At 61.9% G+C, this 18,925-nt stretch carries 12 protein-coding genes; 9 read left to right on the forward strand and 3 right to left on the reverse strand.

All coding sequences use genetic code 11. The annotated features are described in order from the left end of the window. The first annotated feature begins 56 nt into the window (after window positions 1-56). From argF to ACJ8HA_RS20020, 6 genes are all read left to right on the forward strand, one after another. Complete coding sequence (gene argF, locus ACJ8HA_RS19995) at window positions 57-1,076, forward strand: ornithine carbamoyltransferase (protein WP_049294756.1); 1,020 nt, start codon at window positions 57-59, stop codon at window positions 1,074-1,076. Window positions 1,077-1,271: 195 nt separating this feature from the next. Continuing rightward, on the forward strand, window positions 1,272-2,840 hold the full coding sequence (locus ACJ8HA_RS20000) for an ABC transporter substrate-binding protein (RefSeq protein ID WP_141997134.1): 1,569 nt from the start codon (window positions 1,272-1,274) through the stop codon (window positions 2,838-2,840). 289 nt (window positions 2,841-3,129) lie between these two features. Continuing rightward, window positions 3,130-4,065 (forward strand): aspartate carbamoyltransferase, encoded by a 936-nt coding sequence (gene pyrB, locus ACJ8HA_RS20005; protein WP_049204480.1) that lies wholly within the window; start codon window positions 3,130-3,132, stop codon window positions 4,063-4,065. 12 nt (window positions 4,066-4,077) lie between these two features. Continuing rightward, on the forward strand, window positions 4,078-4,542 hold the full coding sequence (pyrI, locus tag ACJ8HA_RS20010) for an aspartate carbamoyltransferase regulatory subunit (RefSeq protein WP_004933377.1): 465 nt from the start codon (window positions 4,078-4,080) through the stop codon (window positions 4,540-4,542). 159 nt (window positions 4,543-4,701) lie between these two features. After that, the gene (gene ridA, locus ACJ8HA_RS20015; RefSeq protein ID WP_004933379.1) at window positions 4,702-5,088 is read left to right on the forward strand and encodes a 2-iminobutanoate/2-iminopropanoate deaminase; all 387 of its coding nucleotides are present in this window, start codon (window positions 4,702-4,704) and stop codon (window positions 5,086-5,088) included. 204 nt (window positions 5,089-5,292) lie between these two features. Then, on the forward strand, window positions 5,293-8,277 hold the full coding sequence (locus ACJ8HA_RS20020; RefSeq protein WP_167324775.1) for a non-ribosomal peptide synthetase: 2,985 nt from the start codon (window positions 5,293-5,295) through the stop codon (window positions 8,275-8,277). A 36-nt stretch (window positions 8,278-8,313) separates the two neighbouring features. On the opposite strand, the gene ACJ8HA_RS20025 is transcribed toward ACJ8HA_RS20020, so the two are convergent. Together ACJ8HA_RS20025 and mgtA are read right to left on the reverse strand one after the other, a co-directional pair. Beyond that, window positions 8,314-10,704, reverse strand: a complete 2,391-nt coding sequence (locus tag ACJ8HA_RS20025; RefSeq protein WP_197812995.1) for a beta-N-acetylhexosaminidase — start codon at window positions 10,702-10,704, stop codon at window positions 8,314-8,316. Between the two features lie 211 nt (window positions 10,705-10,915). Further along, window positions 10,916-13,624, reverse strand: coding sequence for a magnesium-translocating P-type ATPase (gene mgtA / locus ACJ8HA_RS20030; RefSeq protein ID WP_265527288.1), 2,709 nt, complete (start codon window positions 13,622-13,624; stop codon window positions 10,916-10,918). A gap of 424 nt (window positions 13,625-14,048) precedes the next feature. Between mgtA and treR the strand changes: the two genes are divergently transcribed. The 3 genes from treR to treC all read left to right on the forward strand — a co-directional run bounded on the left by treR (window position 14,049) and on the right by treC (window position 18,281). After that, the gene (gene treR, locus ACJ8HA_RS20035; RefSeq protein WP_033641688.1) at window positions 14,049-14,996 is read left to right on the forward strand and encodes a trehalose operon repressor TreR; all 948 of its coding nucleotides are present in this window, start codon (window positions 14,049-14,051) and stop codon (window positions 14,994-14,996) included. Window positions 14,997-15,133: 137 nt separating this feature from the next. After that, window positions 15,134-16,549 carry a PTS trehalose transporter subunit IIBC gene (treB, locus tag ACJ8HA_RS20040; protein WP_025305107.1) on the forward strand — a complete coding sequence of 472 codons (1,416 nt, stop codon included), beginning with the start codon at window positions 15,134-15,136 and terminating at the stop codon, window positions 16,547-16,549. A 67-nt stretch (window positions 16,550-16,616) separates the two neighbouring features. After that, window positions 16,617-18,281 carry an alpha,alpha-phosphotrehalase gene (treC, locus tag ACJ8HA_RS20045; protein WP_089181588.1) on the forward strand — a complete coding sequence of 555 codons (1,665 nt, stop codon included), beginning with the start codon at window positions 16,617-16,619 and terminating at the stop codon, window positions 18,279-18,281. A gap of 28 nt (window positions 18,282-18,309) precedes the next feature. On the opposite strand, the gene ACJ8HA_RS20050 is transcribed toward treC, so the two are convergent. Further along, the gene (locus ACJ8HA_RS20050) at window positions 18,310-18,834 is read right to left on the reverse strand and encodes an NAD(P)H-dependent oxidoreductase (protein ID WP_089181587.1); all 525 of its coding nucleotides are present in this window, start codon (window positions 18,832-18,834) and stop codon (window positions 18,310-18,312) included. Window positions 18,835-18,925 lie beyond the last annotated feature (91 nt).

An 18,925-nucleotide genomic window follows, 5' to 3' on the forward strand; every position in this document is an offset into this window, starting at 1 on the left:
ATATTCATACATATAAAGTGAATTTTAATTCAATTAAGCAATCAGGGAATCGGACTATGAGCACCGGTAATGCGTTCTACCAACGTCACTTTCTGAGGTTAATGGATTTCACCCCCGCCGAGCTGCAGGCGCTGCTGCGGCTTTCGGCCGATCTGAAGCAGGCCAAGAAGCAGGGGCAGGAACAGCGCCGGCTGCAGGGCAAAAACATTGCGCTCATCTTCGAAAAAGACTCGACCCGCACGCGATGCTCTTTCGAAGTTGCCGCATTCGATCAGGGCGCCCAGGTGACCTATCTCGGCCCAAGCGGCAGCCAGATCGGCCATAAAGAGTCGATGAAAGATACCGCCCGGGTGCTGGGCCGCCTGTACGACGGTATTCAGTATCGCGGCTACGGCCAGGCGCTGGTGGAAACCCTGGCGGAACACGCCGGCGTGCCGGTGTGGAACGGCCTGACCGACGAGTTCCACCCCACCCAATTGCTGGCGGATCTGCTCACCGTGCAGGAACACCTGCCGGGCAAGGCGCTGAGTGAAGTGAAGCTGGCGTACGTCGGCGACGCGCGCAACAACATGGGCAACACGCTGCTGGAAGCCGCCGCGCTGGCGGGTATGGATCTGCGGCTGGTGGCGCCGAAGGCCTGCTGGCCACAGCCGGAGCTGGTGGCCGAATGCCAGGCGCTGGCGCAGCAAACCGGCGCGAAACTCACCCTGACCGAAGACATCGCCGAAGGGGTGCAAGACGCCGATTTCCTCTACACCGACGTGTGGGTGTCGATGGGCGAACCGAAAGAGACCTGGCAGGAACGTATCGCGCTGCTGCGGCCGTATCAGGTCAACATGGCGATGCTGAAGCTGACCGGCAACCCGAACGTGAAGTTCCTGCACTGCCTGCCGGCTTTCCACGACGACCAAACCACGCTCGGCAAGCAGATGGCGCAGCAGTACGACCTGCACGGCGGCATGGAAGTGACCGACGAGGTGTTCGAATCGGCGCACAGCGTGGTGTTCGATCAGGCGGAAAACCGGCTGCATACCATCAAGGCGGTGCTGGTCGCCACGCTGAGCGAAACCCTCTGATTGTACCCCCCTCCGCCCTGGCACCCCCGGCCAGGGCGGCTAATATATTCCTGGAATATCAAATAGCGGATTGGCCTTTGCCCGCCGCCGGCAAAGGTTCTACCGTGACAGGCCGACGGCGCCCGCGCCGTAAAAACCAACGATAACAAACCGTTCTCAGCGCCGCCTTGCGGCGCCTTCAGGGGATACACACCGATGAAAGCCAAACTCTTGCCGCTGTTCCTGCTCGCCGCCCTGCCCACCGCCGCGTTAGCCGCCACGCCGCCGAATACGCTGGTGGTGGTGCAATCGCTGGATGACATCGTCAGCCTCGATCCGGCGGAAGCCAACGAACTCTCCAGCATCCAGACAGTGCCCAGCCTGTATCAGCGTCTGGTGCAGGCGGATCGCGACGATCCGGCTAAGGTGGCGCCGGTGCTGGCGGAAAGCTGGCAGGGCGATGCGGCAGCTAAAACGCTGACGGTGAAACTGCGGCCGCAGGCGGCGTTTGCCTCCGGCAATCCGCTGACCGCTGACGACGTGATCTTCTCTTACAGCCGCGCGGTGAAAATGAACAAGTCGCCGGCGTTCATCCTCAACGTGCTCGGCTGGCAGCCGGACAACATCGACGCGCAGCTGAAGAAGATCGACGACCATACCGTGCAGCTGCGCTGGACGGCGGACGTCAGCCCGGCGGTGGCGCTGAATATCCTCTCGACGCCGATCGCCTCGATCGTCGACAGCAAGGCGGCGCTGGCCAACGTCAAAGACGGCGACTTCGGCAACGCCTGGCTGAAAATGCACTCCGCCGGCAGCGGCCCGTTCAAGATGCGCGTCTATCAGCCGCATCAGGCGATCGTGCTGGACGCCAACCCCACCTCGCCGGGCGACAAGCCGCAGCTGAAAAACATCATCATTAAAAACGTACCGGATCCGGCCACCCGCCGCCTGCTGATCCAGCAGGGCGACGCTGATATCGCCCGCGAACTCGGCGCCGATCAGACCGACACGCTGAAGAACCAGCCGGGCGTCAAGGTGCTGGAGATCCCGTCCGCCGAGCAAAACTACCTGGTGTTCAACACCGGCAACGGCGCCAATCCGCTGCTGAACAACCCGGCCTTCTGGGAAGCGGCGCGCTATCTGGTGGATTATCAGGGCATCACGAAGGATCTGCTGAAGGGCCAATACTTCGTGCACCAGAGCTTCCTGCCGGTCGGGCTGCCGGGCGCGCTGGAGACCAACCCATTCAGCTACGATCCGGCTAAGGCGAAAGCCATCCTGGCCAAGGCGGGCATCACCCACGCCGCCTTTACGCTGGACGTAGAGAACAAACCGCCGTTCATCACCATCGCGCAGGCGCTGCAGGGCAGCTTCGCCGCCGCCGGTGTGAAGGTCGAGCTGCTGCCGGCCGCGGGTAGCCAGGTTTACTCCCGCGTGCGCGCCAGGCAGCATCAGGCGGCGATCCGCCTGTGGATCCCGGATTACTTCGACGCCCACTCCAACGCCAGCGCCTTCGCTTACAACGACGGCAAGAGCAGCACGGTGGCCGGGCTGAACGGCTGGCAGATCCCGCAGTTGAATAAGCAGACGCTGGCGGCGCTGGCCGAAGCCGATCCGGCCAAGCGCCGCGCGCTGTACACCGCCATGCAGCAGGAGCTGCAGCGCAGTTCGCCGTACGTGTTTATCGATCAGGCTAAAACCGAAGTGGTGCTGCGCGACAACGTCAAAGGCTATCAACAAGGGTTGAACGCCGACATGGTCTACTACGATCGCGTCAGCAAATAGCCGGCGAGCGGCCATCGCCGGCCAATCGATTGCGGGGCGGCAAAAAACGGCGTTTTAACGCTTGCAGTGGCGAAAAGCGCGAGTATAATGCGCCACAATTTGCCAGGAGAAAGCATGAAAAACGACGTTTGTTTTGTTAGCCGCAATCGACAAAACCGACTGCCTATCGGCGGCCAGCTGCCGTTGTTTCTCCTGTTGCTAAACCGATCTTTTCAAGCCCCTCATTGAGGGGCTTTTTTTTGCCTTAAAAAGTCCCGCGCCACGGGCACGCGTCGAGGAGGAGTGAAAAATGGCCAACCCGCTGTATCACAAACACATCATCTCTATTAACGATCTCAGCCGCGAGGATCTGGAGCTGGTGCTGCGCACCGCCGCCGGTCTGAAAGCCAACCCGCAGCCGGAACTGTTGAAACACAAGGTGATCGCCAGCTGCTTCTTTGAAGCCTCGACCCGTACCCGCCTGTCGTTCGAAACCTCGATGCACCGCCTCGGCGCCTCGGTGGTCGGTTTCGCCGACGGCAGCAACACCTCGCTTGGCAAGAAAGGCGAAACCCTGGCCGACACCATCTCGGTGATCAGCACCTACGTGGACGCCATCGTGATGCGCCACCCGCAGGAAGGCGCGGCGCGCATGGCCTCGGAGTTCTCCGGCAACGTGCCGGTGCTCAACGCCGGCGACGGCGCCAACCAACACCCGACCCAGACCCTGCTGGATCTGTTCACCATCCAGGAAACCCAGGGGCGCCTGAGCAACCTCAGCATCGCCATGGTCGGCGACCTGAAATACGGCCGCACCGTGCACTCGCTCACCCAGGCGCTGGCCAAATTCGAAGGCAACCGCTTCTACTTCATCGCCCCGGACGCGCTGGCGATGCCGGCCTACATCCTGAAAATGCTGGAAGAGAAAGGCATCGAGTACAGCCTGCACAGCAGCATTGAAGAAGTGGTGCCGGAGCTGGATATTCTCTACATGACCCGGGTGCAGAAAGAGCGCCTCGATCCTTCCGAGTACGCCAACGTGAAGGCGCAGTTCGTGCTGCGCGCCGCGGATCTGGCCGGCGCGCGCGCCAACCTCAAGGTGCTGCACCCGCTGCCACGCATCGACGAGATCGCCACCGACGTGGATAAAACGCCGCACGCTTACTACTTCCAGCAGGCGGGCAACGGCATCTTCGCCCGTCAGGCGCTGCTGGCGCTGGTGCTCAACGCAGATTTGGCTCTTTAAGGGGGAACCGCCATGACTCACGACAACAAACTGCAGGTCGAAGCGATCAAATGCGGCACGGTGATCGACCACATTCCGGCGCAGATCGGTTTCAAGCTGCTGACGCTGTTCAAGCTGACCGCCACCGACCAGCGCATCACCATCGGCCTGAACCTGCCCTCCAACGAGCTGGGCCGCAAGGATCTGATCAAGATCGAGAACACTTTCCTGACCGAGCAGCAGGCCAACCAGCTGGCGATGTACGCGCCGAAGGCCACGGTAAACCGCATCGATAACTATGAAGTGGTGCGCAAACTGACCCTCAGCCTGCCGGACCACATCGACGGCGTGCTGACCTGCCCGAACGGCAACTGCATCAGCCGCAGCGAGCCGGTGGCGTCGAGCTTCAGCGTCAAATCGCGCGGCGGCGAAGTGCACCTGAAATGCCGCTACTGCGAAAAAGAGTTCGAGCATCAGGTGGTACTGCAGGCGGACTAAGCCCGGCATGGGCGCCGGGAGATGGCGCTGTCATTCTCCCGGTGACGCCCTATAATGGGTCCTCTGAAAATTACTCTACCCACGTTGCTACCCACCGAATTTTACGCTGCGGCCGACCGCGCGGCGGCGTGAAAGACAACGGGTCTATCAGGAGAAAACATGTCACGTAATATCAGCACTGAACTCGCCCCGGCAGCCATTGGTCCTTACGTGCAGGGCGTTGATCTGGGCAGCATGATCATCACTTCCGGCCAGATCCCGGTCGATCCGAAAACCGGCGCCGTCGCCGACGACGTCGCCGCTCAGGCGCGCCAGTCGCTGGAAAACGTTAAAGCGATCGTCGAAGCCGCCGGCCTGATCGTTGCCGACATCGTGAAAACCACCGTATTCGTGAAAGACCTGAACGACTTCGCCACCGTCAACGCCGCGTACGAAGCCTTCTTCACCGAGCACAGCGCGCCGTTCCCGGCCCGCTCTTGCGTAGAAGTGGCGCGTCTGCCGAAAGACGTGAAGATCGAAATCGAAGCCATCGCCGTGCGTCGTTAATCGACACGCATGCGAATCACGGCCAGTGCAGACTGGCCGTTTTTATTGATAATCATTTTATTAACCCAATTAATTTATAGCGATAGCGTAATATCGTTCACATTTACAATTCCTCAATAAAAATACGCCTATAATTGTTTTTCACCCGGCCGGGTCATTGCTGTTTCATTTCGTTCACTTCGTGAATAATGACAGGAGATAACCATGGCACCTAGCGTATTGGATTATTTTATCCAACAAGTTTCCCGTTATCCGGAAAAAACCGCCGTCGTCGGCGATAATAAACACCTGACCTACCGTCAATTGGATGAAGCCAGCAGCGCACTGTGCGCGCTGTTGCTACGGCGGGGCGTGGCGCCCGGCAGCTATGTGCCGCTCGTCACGCTGCGCACGCCGGAAATGCTGATCGGTATGTTGGCGATCGTCAAAGCCGGCGCAGGCTATATTCCCATCGACGCCCGTTACCCGGAAAAAAGAATACAGGATATCGTCACGCAAAGCGGTTCCCCTTTAATACTCGCCAGCAACGCGACGATAGCGCTTTCGGAAAATAACTTCAGCGAGGATATTATTTATATTGATAATATATCAACTTCTTCGCAGGAGAATATAACGTTAATTTCTCCGTCTCCCGATGCCATCGTTTATCTCATTTTCACTTCAGGCACCACCGGCAAACCGAAAGGTGTGCTGATAGAACATCAGTCACTGCTGAATTTAATTCTCTGGCATAACAAGCAATTCGCCATGGATGCCGAAAGTCGTTCTACGCTGATCGCCGGCTTGAGTTTCGACGTCGCGCAATGGGAGATCTGGTCGCCTCTGACCAGCGGCGGCACATTGTATCTGCCCCCGGAAGACGCTCGCCTGCAGCCGGAAGTCCTGCTGGCCTACTTTGCCGAACAGGGCATTACCCACGCCAGCCTGCCCGCCGTACTGGTTGCCGAAGTGGTCGGCGCGCCGCAACCGGCCAATCTGGCGCTGCGGTATCTGTTCAGCTCAGGGGAGAAACTTCATCCGGTCGATCTGCGCGGCATCGATTATTCATTGATCGATTACTACGGCCCGACGGAAGCCACCATATTCGCCACCTGCAACCGGGTGGCTTGCGCCACGCAAAACCCGCCCGCCAGCATTGGGCAGCCCATCGGCGATACCGAAATCTTCATCCTCGATGACCGACTGCAGCCCGTGATCGGCGATCGCCCCGGCGAGCTGTATATCAGCGGTCGCTGTCTGGCCCGTGGCTACCTGAACAATCCGGCGTTGACCGCCGAGCGCTTCATCACCCCGCCTCACTTCGCCGGATTGCGCCTGTACCGCAGCGGCGATCGGGCTCGTTGGCTGGCGGATGGCCGCATTCAATATCTGGGCCGTATCGACGATCAGGTCAAAATCCGCGGCAATCGCATTGAACTGGGCGAAATCGAAAACGCCATGCTGCAGGTTGCGGGCGTCCGTAAAGCGGTGGCCGCCGTGGCAATGGCTGACGATCCGCTGGGCAAGAAAATCGTGGCGTTTCTGATCGCGGAGAGTGACAGCGAAAACGTGACCGCACGCGTCCGACAGAAACTGAAAGAAACGCTGCCCACCGCATTTCTGCCCGCCGATTATCGTTTACTGGAACACATGCCGCTGAACAACAACGGCAAGATCGACAAAGCGGCTCTGTTGGCGCATTACCAACCGGTCAGCGTCAGTGTCGGCGTTGCGCAGCCGCTGACCGCCGACCAGCGCGTCGTCGCCGATCTCTGGCGCTCGCTGCTGAAAGTGGAACAGCCCGCAGCCGACGATGATTTTTTCTCGCTGGGCGGCCATTCGCTGTTGGCGGCCAAACTGATGGCGGCGCTGGCCGAGGCATTTGCCGTCGAGACTTCGGTGCACGACATCTATGAATATCCCACTCTGGGCGCCCTGGCGCAGGCACTGGCACAACGCAGAGACCGGCAACCGACACAGCGGCAAGGCGAAGCGCGTGCCTTGCAGGATGATGTTTATTTGCCGTCGGATCTCGTCATCGATCCGACGTTCGATCCGCGGCAAATCAGCGCGCCGCGCGCCATTTTGCTGACCGGCGCCACCGGCTTCGTCGGCGCGCATCTGTTGGCCGATCTGCTGCGCACCACCGACGCCGAGCTGTACTGTCTGGTGCGCGACGGCGCCAAACTGCCGCCGAGACAGCGGCTGGAGGCGGTGCTGCAGCGCTACCGGATCGCGCTGAACGCCAGCCAGCACGCGCGCATTCATATCGTGCCTGGCAACGTAGCGGAACACGACTTTTCGCTGACGCCGGCGGCCTACAGGGCGTTAAGCCGAGATATCGATCTGATTTACCATTCGGCCAGCGCGGTGAATTTTATCCAGCCTTACGCCTACATGAAGCGCGACAACGTGCAGGGCCTGCGGGAAATCATTCGCTTCGCGGCGCATAGCCGCACCAAGCCGCTGATGCTGCTGTCGACCATCTCCGTATACAGCTGGGGGCATCTGCACACCGGCAAGCGGGTGATGCGGGAAAGCGACGATATCGACCAAAACCTGCCGGCGGTCAGCCGCGATATCGGCTACGTGCGCAGCAAATGGGTGATGGAGAAAATTGCCGATTTGGCGGCGGCGCAAGGCCTGCCGCTGATGACCTTCCGCCTGGGCTACGCCACCTGCCACAGCCGTACCGGCGTCAACGCCGATTATCAATGGTGGGGACGGCTGGTGAAAACCTGCATCAGCAGCGGCACGGTGCCGGATTTACGGGATATGCGCGAAGGGTTGACCACGGTGGATTACATGACCCGGGCCATCGCCCACGTCTCTCGCAATCCGCAGGCGCTGGGGCAGAAATTCAACCTGATCCATCAAGGTGACAATAATCTGACGCTGCGTGAGTTTTTCAGCCTGCTGGAGCGCGAGTTCGGTTATCGTTTTCGTCCCTTGCCCTTCGCACAGTGGCGGGCCCAATGGGAAAACGACAGCGACGCGCCGCTGTACCCGCTGCTCAGCCTGTTCAAGGATCCTATGGTGGACGAGCTATCGACGGTGGAGCTCTATCAAGACACCTATCGGTGGGACTGCAGCAACCTGCAACGCTTCCTGCAGGGCAGCGGTATCGATGAGCCGCGCTTCACCCGCCAGCTGCTGCTGAATTACCTGCAGCACGCCATCGGGTATGCGCCGCTGTCGCTACAGGCGTAATGAAACCGGGGCTCAACTGGCCGAGCCCCGTCACCCTCACTCCGTTTTAAGCCCCCGCAGCAGCGCCTCCAGCGGGTACACCGCGGCAATCACCACTTCGTCGCGCGTCTGCGCCGCCGCATCCAGCCGGCGCTGCGCTTGTTCGGCCTCGGCCCGGCTCAGCGGTTTGTCCTGCTGATGGCGATCCAGCAGCGTTAACCCCAATGCGGCCAGGGCATCGACGTCCTGCGCCACCGGCGCCAGCTCCCGCAGCGTGCGGTTGCCCGCGATCGCCGTTTGCAGCGCCGCGCCGTTCGCCTGCCAGCGCTGCAGCCGTTCGCGCAGCGCCTGCGCCGCCGCCTTATCGCGCTTATCCTTCAGCAAAGCCGCAACCTGGGCATGCATGTCACGCACCGCGCCGCTCTCCGGCGGCAGCGCATCGGCAAAGCGGTTCAGCGGTTCGAACTGGTGATAGTTGCCGGCCTGGAACTTCAGGTGCTGGCGGGTGTAATACTGCGCCGGTTCCACCGCCTCGGCCAGGATCTGCAGCGGCGCGATCTGCACGCTGTTGCTCAGCCGGGTGAATTCGCGCGCCGTTTCCGCATGCTGCTGCAGGCCGACCGACACCACCGACCAGGCGTCGATCGCCGCCAGCCGCCGGTACATGTTGCTTTCGTCGGTAACGTCCTGCGCCGACCACAGCCGCTCCGCCACCGCGAAGGCGCGCGGCCACAGCTTGAGATCGATCAGCGGCGCGCGCACGTTTTCCGCCCACAGCGCCGCTTCACCGCCGAGAATATTGGCCTGCCCTTTCTCGTCCGGCACCACCGGCATCTTGCCCGCCGGCGCCGCCGCCAGTTTCTCGCCCTGGGTGGGGTAACGCACGTTGCCGACCAGCGTATAGCCGCTGAGCTTGTCCTGCTGCAGCGTGAACACCGGCCGCGTGTCGCCCATCCAGGTATCGACGCGGAACGTCACCTGCTGCGGCGTGCGCCAGACGATGTCGTGCACCGCGCGGCGCGACTTGCCGTTGAAATCGATAAAGCCGCGCCAGCCCTGCTTGCCCTCGATCAGCGTGAAGCTGCCCTCCACCGCGCTACCCTTCAGACGCGGCATGCTGAAACGCCAGCTTTGCGCCTGCTCGCCGGGTTGCACCGCCGTCTCAACCCCCAGCGGCTGCGGCAGAATTTCATTGCGGTAGTGATAGGCGGTGCTTTGCGGCTGATCGAGGTAGAAACCGGTGGAGAGGATGCCCTGATAGCCATCCTGCGCGCTGGCGCCCAGCGAGTCTTGCCCCTGCCAGGATTGAATGACGATCGAGCGCGGCAGCGACGGATGGTAGATCTCGTCCCAACCGACCATCTGCCGCTGGTGTTTCTCGAGGATCTTTTCCAGCTTCTGGTTGAAGTAGGCCTGCAGCGCATGGGTATCCGCCAGCCCGTTCTGCTGCATAAACGCCTGAATCGACGGCGATGCCCGCCACTGGCTGGCGTCCACTTCGTCGCCGCCGATGTGCAGATAAGGATCGGGGAAGATCGCCGCCAGCTCGCCGACGATCGTATCGACAAACTGATAAACCTCGTCGCGGGTCGGATCGAGCGTCGGCTTATGCACGCCCCACTCGCGCTCCATGCGATACGGCCCCGGCGCGCTCATCAGGTCGGGATAGGCCACCGCGATGCTGGAGGCGTGCCCCGGCATGTCGATCTCCGGCACCACGCGAATGCCGCGCGCCGTGGCGTAAGCCACCACCTGCCGCATCTGCTCACGGGTGTAGAACTGGCCGTCGCTGGCCTGCTGCTGCAATTTGGGGTAATGCTCGGAGGCGAAGCGCCAGCCCTGATCGTCGGTCAGGTGCCAGTGGAATACGTTGAGCTTGGCCGCCGCCATGCCGTCAAGCTGGCGCAGAATGTCCGGCAGCGGCAGGAAATGGCGCGCCGAATCCAGCAGCACGCCGCGCCACGGAAAACGCGGCACATCGCGAATGTCCACCAATGGCAGGAAAGTATTTTGCCCGTCGGTCTGCAGCAGTTGCAGCAGGGTCTCCATGCCATGCAGCGCGCCGAAGCGGGTATTGGCGATCAACGTGGCGCCCTGCGGCGTGACCGCCAGCCGGTAACTCTCATCGCTGCCCGGCAGCGGCTGCGCCGCCACCCGGTCCTTGATCACCACCTTGATCGCCGCGCCGTTTGCTTCTTCCCTCGGCGCCAGCGTCCAGCCGGTCTGTAACTCGATGCGCTGGCGCCAGCGCGGCAGCGCGTCGCCCAAATCATCGCCCTGCAGCGTCAGGGACAAGCGGCGATCCAGCACCAGCTTTCCCGCCGGTTGCGTCACTTCCACCTGCTGCGGCCAGGGCATCAGCGGCAAATCACCCGCCGGCTGCGCCAGCGCGCCGCAAGAAAACCATAACGATGAAGCCAGTAGCGTATAACGGAAAGGTCTGTGCATCGGAAATTCCTCAGAGGAAAAAAACAAAATATCCCCAATGAATTTCAAACCACCGCTAGGCGATAAACAACAACGCGGTGGCTTGAAAGGCGCAGGAGAAAACAGCCAACGCTGTAGATAAAGACTCAGCACAGAACAGATGTCCAACCGTTGCGGTGAAAAAGCGGACGGGATCACAGTTGCCCCCTCCCGGCCGGAGGGGGCGAGCGGGTTATTGCCAGCCGTAGCGGCGCACGAACCAGCCTTTCACGCACTGGGTCAGCACCATGTAACCGGCGAGGATCAGCACCAGCCACGGGAAGTAACCGAGCGGCAGCGCCTGCAGCTGCAGGAAGCCGGCCAGCGGCGAGAACACCAGGCCGATGCCGGTGGCGATCACCGCCAGCGTCATGATGCACAGCGGCCAGGACGGGCGGCTCTGGATAAACGGAATTTTGCGCGTGCGGATCATGTGCACGATCAGCGTTTGCGACAGCAGCCCTTCCACGAACCAGCCGGACTGGAACAGCGTCTGCATTTCCGGCGTGTTGGCCTTGAATACCCACCACATCAGGCTGAAGGTCAGCACGTCGAAGATCGAACTGATCGGCCCAAAGAACACCATAAACCGCCCCAGATCGGCGGAGTTCCAGCGCTGCGGCTGGGTGATCTGATCGTCATCGACGTTATCGAACGGGATGGCGATCTGCGAGATGTCGTACATCAGGTTCTGAATCAACAGGTGCAGCGGCAACATCGGCAGGAACGGCAGGAAGGCGCTGGCGATCAGCACGCTGAACACGTTGCCGAAGTTGGAGCTGGCGGTCATCTTGATGTATTTCAGCATGTTGGCGAAGGTGCGGCGCCCTTCGATCACCCCCTGCTCCAGCACCATCAGGCTTTTTTCCAGCAGGATGATGTCCGCCGCTTCCTTGGCGATGTCCACCGCCGAATCAACGGAGATGCCGATATCGGCCGCGCGCAGCGCCGGCGCGTCATTGATGCCGTCGCCCATAAAGCCCACCACGTGCCCCTGGCGGCGCAGCAGTTTGACGATGCGCTCCTTGTGCAGCGGCGTCAGCTTGGCGAACACCGTGGTGCGCGCCGCCGCCTGCGCCAGCTGCTCGTCGTCCATCTGCTCGATCTCGCTGCCGCGCAGCAGATGATCGGCCTCGAGCCCGACGTCACGGCACACTTTGGCGGCCACCAGTTCGTTGTCGCCGGTGAGGATCTTCACCGTGACGCCGTTCTGTTTCAGCGCCGCCAGCGCCGGCGCGGTGCTTTCCTTCGGCGGATCGAGGAAGGCGACGTAGCCTTCGAGGATCAGATCCGACTCGTCCGCCACGCCGTATTCATGGGTTTGCGCCGGCAGGATCTTGTTGGCCACCGCCACCACCCGCAGCCCCTGCTGGTTGAGATCGTCGGTGATGCGGCGGATCCTCGCCAGCAGCGCCTCGCTCAGCGGGATCACCTCGTCTTCGTGGCGCACGTGACTGCAAATCGCCAGCATCTCTTCCAGCGCGCCCTTGCACACCAGCTCGTGATACTCGTTGTCTTTGGCCACCACCACCGACATGCGGCGGCGCACGAAATCGAACGGGATCTCATCCACCTTGCGGTAGTTTTGCAGCGCCTCCGGCTGCTGATTTTGCTCCGCGCAGCTCAGCACCGCCACGTCGAGCAGGTTTTTCAGCCCGGTCTGGTAGAAGCTATTCAGCCAGGCGTAGCGCAGCACCCGCTCGCTGCTGGCGCCGAACACGTCGGTATGGCGCTCCAGCACGATCTTGTCCTGAGTCAGGGTGCCGGTCTTGTCGGTGCACAGAATGTCCATCGCGCCGAAGTTCTGGATGGCGTCCAGCCGTTTGACGATCACCTTCTGACGCGACAGCTTCACCGCCCCTTTGGCCAGCGTCGAGGTGACGATCATCGGCAGCATCTCCGGCGTCAGCCCGACCGCCACCGACAGCGCGAACAGCGCCGCCTCCCACCAGTCGCCCTTGGTGTAGCCGTTGATCAGCAGCACGATCGGCGTCATCACCAGCATAAAGCGGATCAGCAACCAGCTGACCTTGCTGATGCCGCTCTGGAAGGCGTTCGGCTGCTCATCCTGGCTGGTGACGCGCTGCGCCAACTGGCCGAAATAGGTACCGCCGCCGGTGCCAATCACCATCGCCAGCGCGGTGCCGCTGACCACGTTGGTGCCCATGAAGCACAGGTTCTGGCAGTCGAGCGGATCGGCCGCCAACGCCTGCGGCGCCGCGGATTTTTCCACCGGCAGCGATTCACCGGTCAGCGCCGCCTGGCTGATGAACAGATCCTTGGCCGACAGCACGCGCAGATCCGCCGGGATCATGTCGCCGGCCGCCAGCTTGATGATGTCGCCCGGCACCAGCTGCGCGATCGGCAGCTCCACGTGCTCACTCTTGCCGGTGAGCGCATCGCTGCGGATCACCGTGGCGGTGTTGCTCACCATGGCCTTCAGCGCGTCGGCCGCCCGGTTGGAGCGCGCCTCCTGGATGAAGTTCAGCAGCGTGGAGATCAGCACCATCAGCGCGATCACCAACGCGCCGGTGAGATCCTCGGTAGCGTAAGAGATCATGCCGAGCGCGGTCAGCAGCAGGTTGAACGGATTGCGGTAGCAGTGCCAGAGGTGTTGCCACCAGGCCTCTTTCTGCTGATCGTCGATGACATTCTCGCCGCAGCGCTGGCGCACCTGTTCCGCCTCATGGGCGGTGATGCCTTCCGGATGGCTGTGAAAACGCTCAAAGAGCTGCATCGTTTCTGCGGCGGCGCATGCCAGCCGCTGCTGCGCCAGGCCGGCCGGCATGTCACGCGCAGCGCCGCCGACGCTGTCCAGCAGGCTGTCGCGGCGCACCAAACGGCGCGGGAGGCCGCGGGCGAACAGGCCCAGCAGCTGGCGGGGGAGTTTTTTCAGTTTCATGGTTCGCACCTCGTCGCCCGGTGCCTCACGGCAGCGGGTAAACGGGGATCGTCATCGGCCGGGCGGATGGCGGGTGCGCCAAAAGCCTCTGCCAACGCAGATCCTTATTATTTTTTTTCAGCAGCAGGAGCGAACGACGAAGCGCGCGCTACCGGTTACCGTGATGTACTTCACCGGTAAAACAGCAGCGCCAGGCGGAGAGGTTTTACCGGAGAACCGAGTGAGTGTCTAAAGCAGTCGGGTCGGGGTCCATATGGGGGATCACCTCCGGTAAAGGGAAAAACAGAGCGGCAGGAGCGGCCGTTCAGCGCAGTGCAACAATCCCGTTTTGCATCAAGATCCGCGTCGGAAAATGAGCTATGCTGACGGGCATTGTTTTACAGGCCGTTATGTTACGCCTGTCCACTTCAACGAAAAGTAAACCATGCAAAACCGGCTGACCATCAAGGACATCGCACGCCTGAGCGGCGTAGGTAAATCCACCGTCTCACGCGTGTTGAACAATGAAGGCAGCGTGAGCCCGCAAACCCGTGAACGGGTGGAAGCGGTGATCCGTCAGCAAGGGTTTACCCCCTCCAAGTCGGCACGCGCCATGCGCGGCCAGAGCGACAAAGTGGTGGGCATTATCGTTTCCCGTCTCGATTCGCCGTCGGAAAACCAGGCGGTGCGCACCATGCTGCCGTTGCTGTACCAGCAGGGCTTCGATCCGATCGTGATGGAGAGCCAGTTCGAAACTCGCCTGGTGCAGGAGCATCTGCACGTGCTGCATCAGCGCAACGTCGACGGCGTGATCCTGTTTGGCTTCACCGGCCTGACCGCGGCGATGCTCAAGCCGTGGCAGGAAAAAATGGTGGTGATGGTGCGCGAATACGACGGCTTCTCGTCTGTCTGCTATGACGACGCCGGCGCGGTGAACCTGTTGATGGATCGCCTGTATCGGCAAGGGCATCGGCATATCGGCTATCTGGGGGTGCAGCTCAGCGACGCCACCACCGGCCAACGCCGCTACCAGGCCTATCTCGACGCCTGTGAACGCCTCACGCTCACGCCGCGCGCCACGCTGGGCGAACTGAGCTACCAGAGCGGTTTCCAGCACGCCGCCGAAGTGATTGACGCGCACACCAGCGCGCTGATTTGCGCCTCCGACAGCATCGCCCTGGGGGCGATCAAATACCTGCAACAACAGCCGACGCGCGCCATCCAGGTATGCGCCATCGGCAACACCCCGCTGCTCAGCTTCCTGTTCCCCGACACCCTGTCGGTGGAGTTCGGCTACGGCAGCGCCGGCCTGCTGGCGGCGCAGCAGCTGTTGGCACAGCTCAGTGGCGAACAGGGGATCCGCCGCCTGGTGGTGCCCAGCAAACTTTCCTGACGACCTGATGAGAAGTTGACCATTTTTTGTCATTTTGTGATCCTCGCCCCAATCCGGGAACGTTCCCATTTCATTCAAAAAGCCGAGTGGCTAAGCTTTGATCATTACTCAGTCAACACCTCTGCAGGTATCCCATAATGAGCAAAGTAAAACAGCAGGATATTGATCGCCTGATTGTTTTGGTCGGCGGCCGCGAGAACATCGCCACCGTCAGCCATTGCATTACCCGGCTGCGTTTCGTCCTCAACGATCCCAACAAGGCGAAACCGAAAGAGATCGAAGCGCTGCCGATGGTCAAGGGTTGCTTCACCAACGCCGGGCAGTTCCAGGTGGTGATCGGCACCGACGTCGGCGACTACTATCAGGCGCTGATCGCCAGCACCGGCGTCAACGAGGCCGACAAGGAGCAGGCCAAGGTGGCCGCGCGCCAGAACATGACCTGGACTGAGCGCACCATCTCCCACTTCGCCGAGATCTTCTTCCCACTGCTGCCGGCGCTGATCAGCGGCGGTCTGATCCTCGGCTTCCGCAACGTGATCGGCGACATCCCGATGTCCGACGGCCAAACGCTGGCGCAGATGCACCCGGCGTGGAAAACCGTTTACGACTTCCTGTGGCTGCTCGGTGAAGCGATCTTCATGTTCCTGCCGGTGGCCATCTGCTGGTCGACGGTGAAAAAGATGGGCGGCACGCCGGTGCTCGGCATCGTGCTGGGCGTCACCCTGGTGTCGCCGCAGCTGATGAACTCCTACCTGCTCGGCCAGCAAACGCCGGAAGTGTGGAACTTCGGCTGGTTCGTGATCCAGAAAGTGGGCTATCAGGCGCAGGTGATCCCGTCGATCCTGGCGGGCATGGCGCTGGGCTGGATCGAAACCCGGCTGAAAAAGATCGTTCCCGACTATCTCTATCTGGTGGTGGTGCCGGTGGTCTCGCTGCTGCTGGCGGTGTTCCTGGCACACGCGCTGATCGGGCCGTTCGGCCGCATGATCGGCGACGGCGTCGCCTGGGCGGTGAAAGCGGTGATGACCGGCAGCTTCGCGCCGGTGGGCGCCGCGCTGTTCGGCTTCCTGTATGCGCCGCTGGTGATCACCGGCGTGCACCAGACCACGCTGGCTATCGACATGCAGATGATCCAGAGCATGGGCGGCACCCCGGTGTGGCCGCTGATTGCGCTGTCCAACATCGCGCAGGCCTCGGCGGTGCTCGGCATCATCATCATCAGCCGCAAGGCCAACGAGCGTGAAATCTCGGTGCCGGCGGCGATCTCCGCCTACCTCGGCGTGACCGAACCGGCGATGTACGGCATCAACCTCAAATACCGCTTCCCAATGCTGTGCGCGATGATCGGCTCCGCGATCGCCGGCCTTATCTGCGGGCTGGACGGCGTGATGGCCAACGGCATCGGCGTCGGCGGCCTGCCGGGCATCCTGTCCATCAAGCCGCAGTTCTGGCTGATTTACTCGCTGGCGATTCTGGTGGCGATCGTCATCCCGCTGGTGCTGACCATCATGGTCTACAAACGCAAGGCCGCCCGCGGCGAGCTGCCGGTTTGATTGACGCAAGATGAATGTAGGGGCCCGCTCACGCGGGCTCGTTGTCACGATTCAAAGGTATTGAACTATGAGCAACCCAACCCCCTGGTGGCAGAACGGCGTCATCTACCAAATTTATCCGAAGAGTTTTCAGGACAGCACCGGCAACGGCTACGGCGATTTGGCCGGGGTGACCCGGCGGCTGGACTATCTGCAGGAACTGGGCGTCGACGCCATCTGGCTGACGCCGGTCTACGTATCGCCGCAGGTGGACAACGGCTATGACGTGGCGGACTACTGCGCCATCGATCCGGCTTACGGCACGATGGCCGACTTCGAGCAGTTGATCGCCGCCGCCCACCAGCGCGGTATCCGCATCGTGATGGACATGGTGTTCAACCACACCTCGACCGAGCACCCGTGGTTCAAGGCCGCGCAGGATCGCCACAGCCCGTATCGTCAGTTCTACGTCTGGCGCGACGGCGACGGTGAAACGCCGCCGAACAACTGGCGCTCCAAGTTCGGCGGCAACGCCTGGCAGTGGCACGCCGACAGCGGCCAGTACTACCTGCACCTGTTCGCCGCCGAGCAGGCGGATCTCAACTGGGAACACCCGCCGGTGCGCGAAGAGCTGAAGAAAGTGTGTCAGTTCTGGGCGGACAAAGGCGTCGACGGCCTGCGCCTCGACGTGATCAACCTGGTGTCCAAACAGCAGGACTTCCCGTCCGACAGCCAGGGCGACGGCCGCCGCTTCTACACCGACGGCCCGCGCATCCACGAGTTCCTGCAGGAGATGAGCCGCGACGTGTTTCAGCCGCGCGGCCTGATGACGGTGGGCGAGATGTCCTCCACCACGCTTGAGCATTGCCAGCGCTACGCGGCGCAGAGCGGCGAAGAGCTGTCGATGACCTTCAACTTCCACCACCTGAAGGTGGACTACGCCGGCGGTGAAAAATGGACGCGGGCGGCGCCGGATTACGTGGAACTGAAGCAGATCTTCCGCCACTGGCAGCAAGGGATGCATAACCGCGCCTGGAACGCGCTGTTCTGGTGCAACCACGATCAGCCGCGCATCGTGTCGCGCTTCGGCGATGAAGGCGCACTGCGGGTGCCGGCCGCCAAAATGCTGGCGATGGTGCTGCACGGCATGCAGGGCACGCCTTATATCTATCAGGGCGAAGAACTCGGCATGACCAACCCCGGCTTCCGCGCCATCGAGCAGTATCGCGACGTGGAAAGCCTGAACATGTACGCCGAACTGCGCGCCCAGGGCCGCAGCGACGCCGAGCTGCTGGCGATCCTGGCCGACAAATCGCGCGACAACGGCCGCACGCCGATGCAGTGGAGCGCCGCACCGCACGCCGGTTTCACCACCGGCACGCCATGGATCGGCTGCGCCGAGAACTACCCGCAGATCAACGCCGACGCGGCGCTGGCCGATCTCGACTCGGTGTTTTACGCCTATCGCCAGCTGATCACCCTGCGCAAGCAGTATCCGCTGCTGACCCACGGCGACTATCAGGATCTGGCGCCGGAACACCCGGCGCTGTGGTGCTATCAGCGCAGCTGGAACGGCCAGCGCCTGCTGGTCGCGGCCAACCTGAGCCGCGAACCGCTGGCCTGGGCGGCGGAGGGCGTGGAAGCCTCCGCGCAGTGGCGCCCGCTGATGAGCAACTACAGCGACTCGGCGGATCAGCCGCAGGCGCTGACGCTGCGGCCGTTCGAAGCGGTGTGGTGGCTACTCGAAGACTAACCCCGCAGGGCGCGGCGAGCGCTGCGCCCTACCATTTCCCCAGCAGCGCCACCACGCCGGCGGCCTCTTGCGCCAGGCGTTCGTCGCTCATGTCGAATACGCCCTGCACCAAATGCGGCGGCAGGTAATCCATGCCGGTCAGGTTGGCCATGGCGTGGAACGGCAGCAGCAGATCCTGCACCGGATAACGGTTGTACCCTTCCGCCGTATAAGCCTGCGCGTTACCGCCGGTGCTCACCACCAGCTGCAACGGCTTGCCGTGCAGTTTAGTGCCCTCGCTGCCGTAGGCGAAACCGTAGGTTAATACCGCATCCTGCCATTCGCTGAGGATCGCCGGCGAGCTGTACCAGTAAAACGGGAACAGCATCACTACCGCATCGTGGCTCTGCAGCAACTCCTGTTCACGCGCCACGTCGATGCGGTAATCCGGGTACGCGCGGATCAGCTCATGTACGGTCACGTTAGGCAGCGTGCGTACGGCCTCGATCAGCGCTTTGTTGATGCGCGACTCGTCGGGGGTGCGGTGGGCGGTTAACACTAAAATGCGTGGCATAACGATTCCTCGGTCATAAGAAGATGAGGGCATTTTTCCATTTCCGCCGCTTCGGGTGTAGGCTGTTAGAGGTCACTTCAATTTCAACCGA

Origin of the sequence: Serratia sp. CY33802, assembly GCF_052169095.1 — a bacterium.
In the GTDB taxonomy this organism is placed as follows: Bacteria; Pseudomonadota; Gammaproteobacteria; order Enterobacterales; family Enterobacteriaceae; genus Serratia; species Serratia bockelmannii.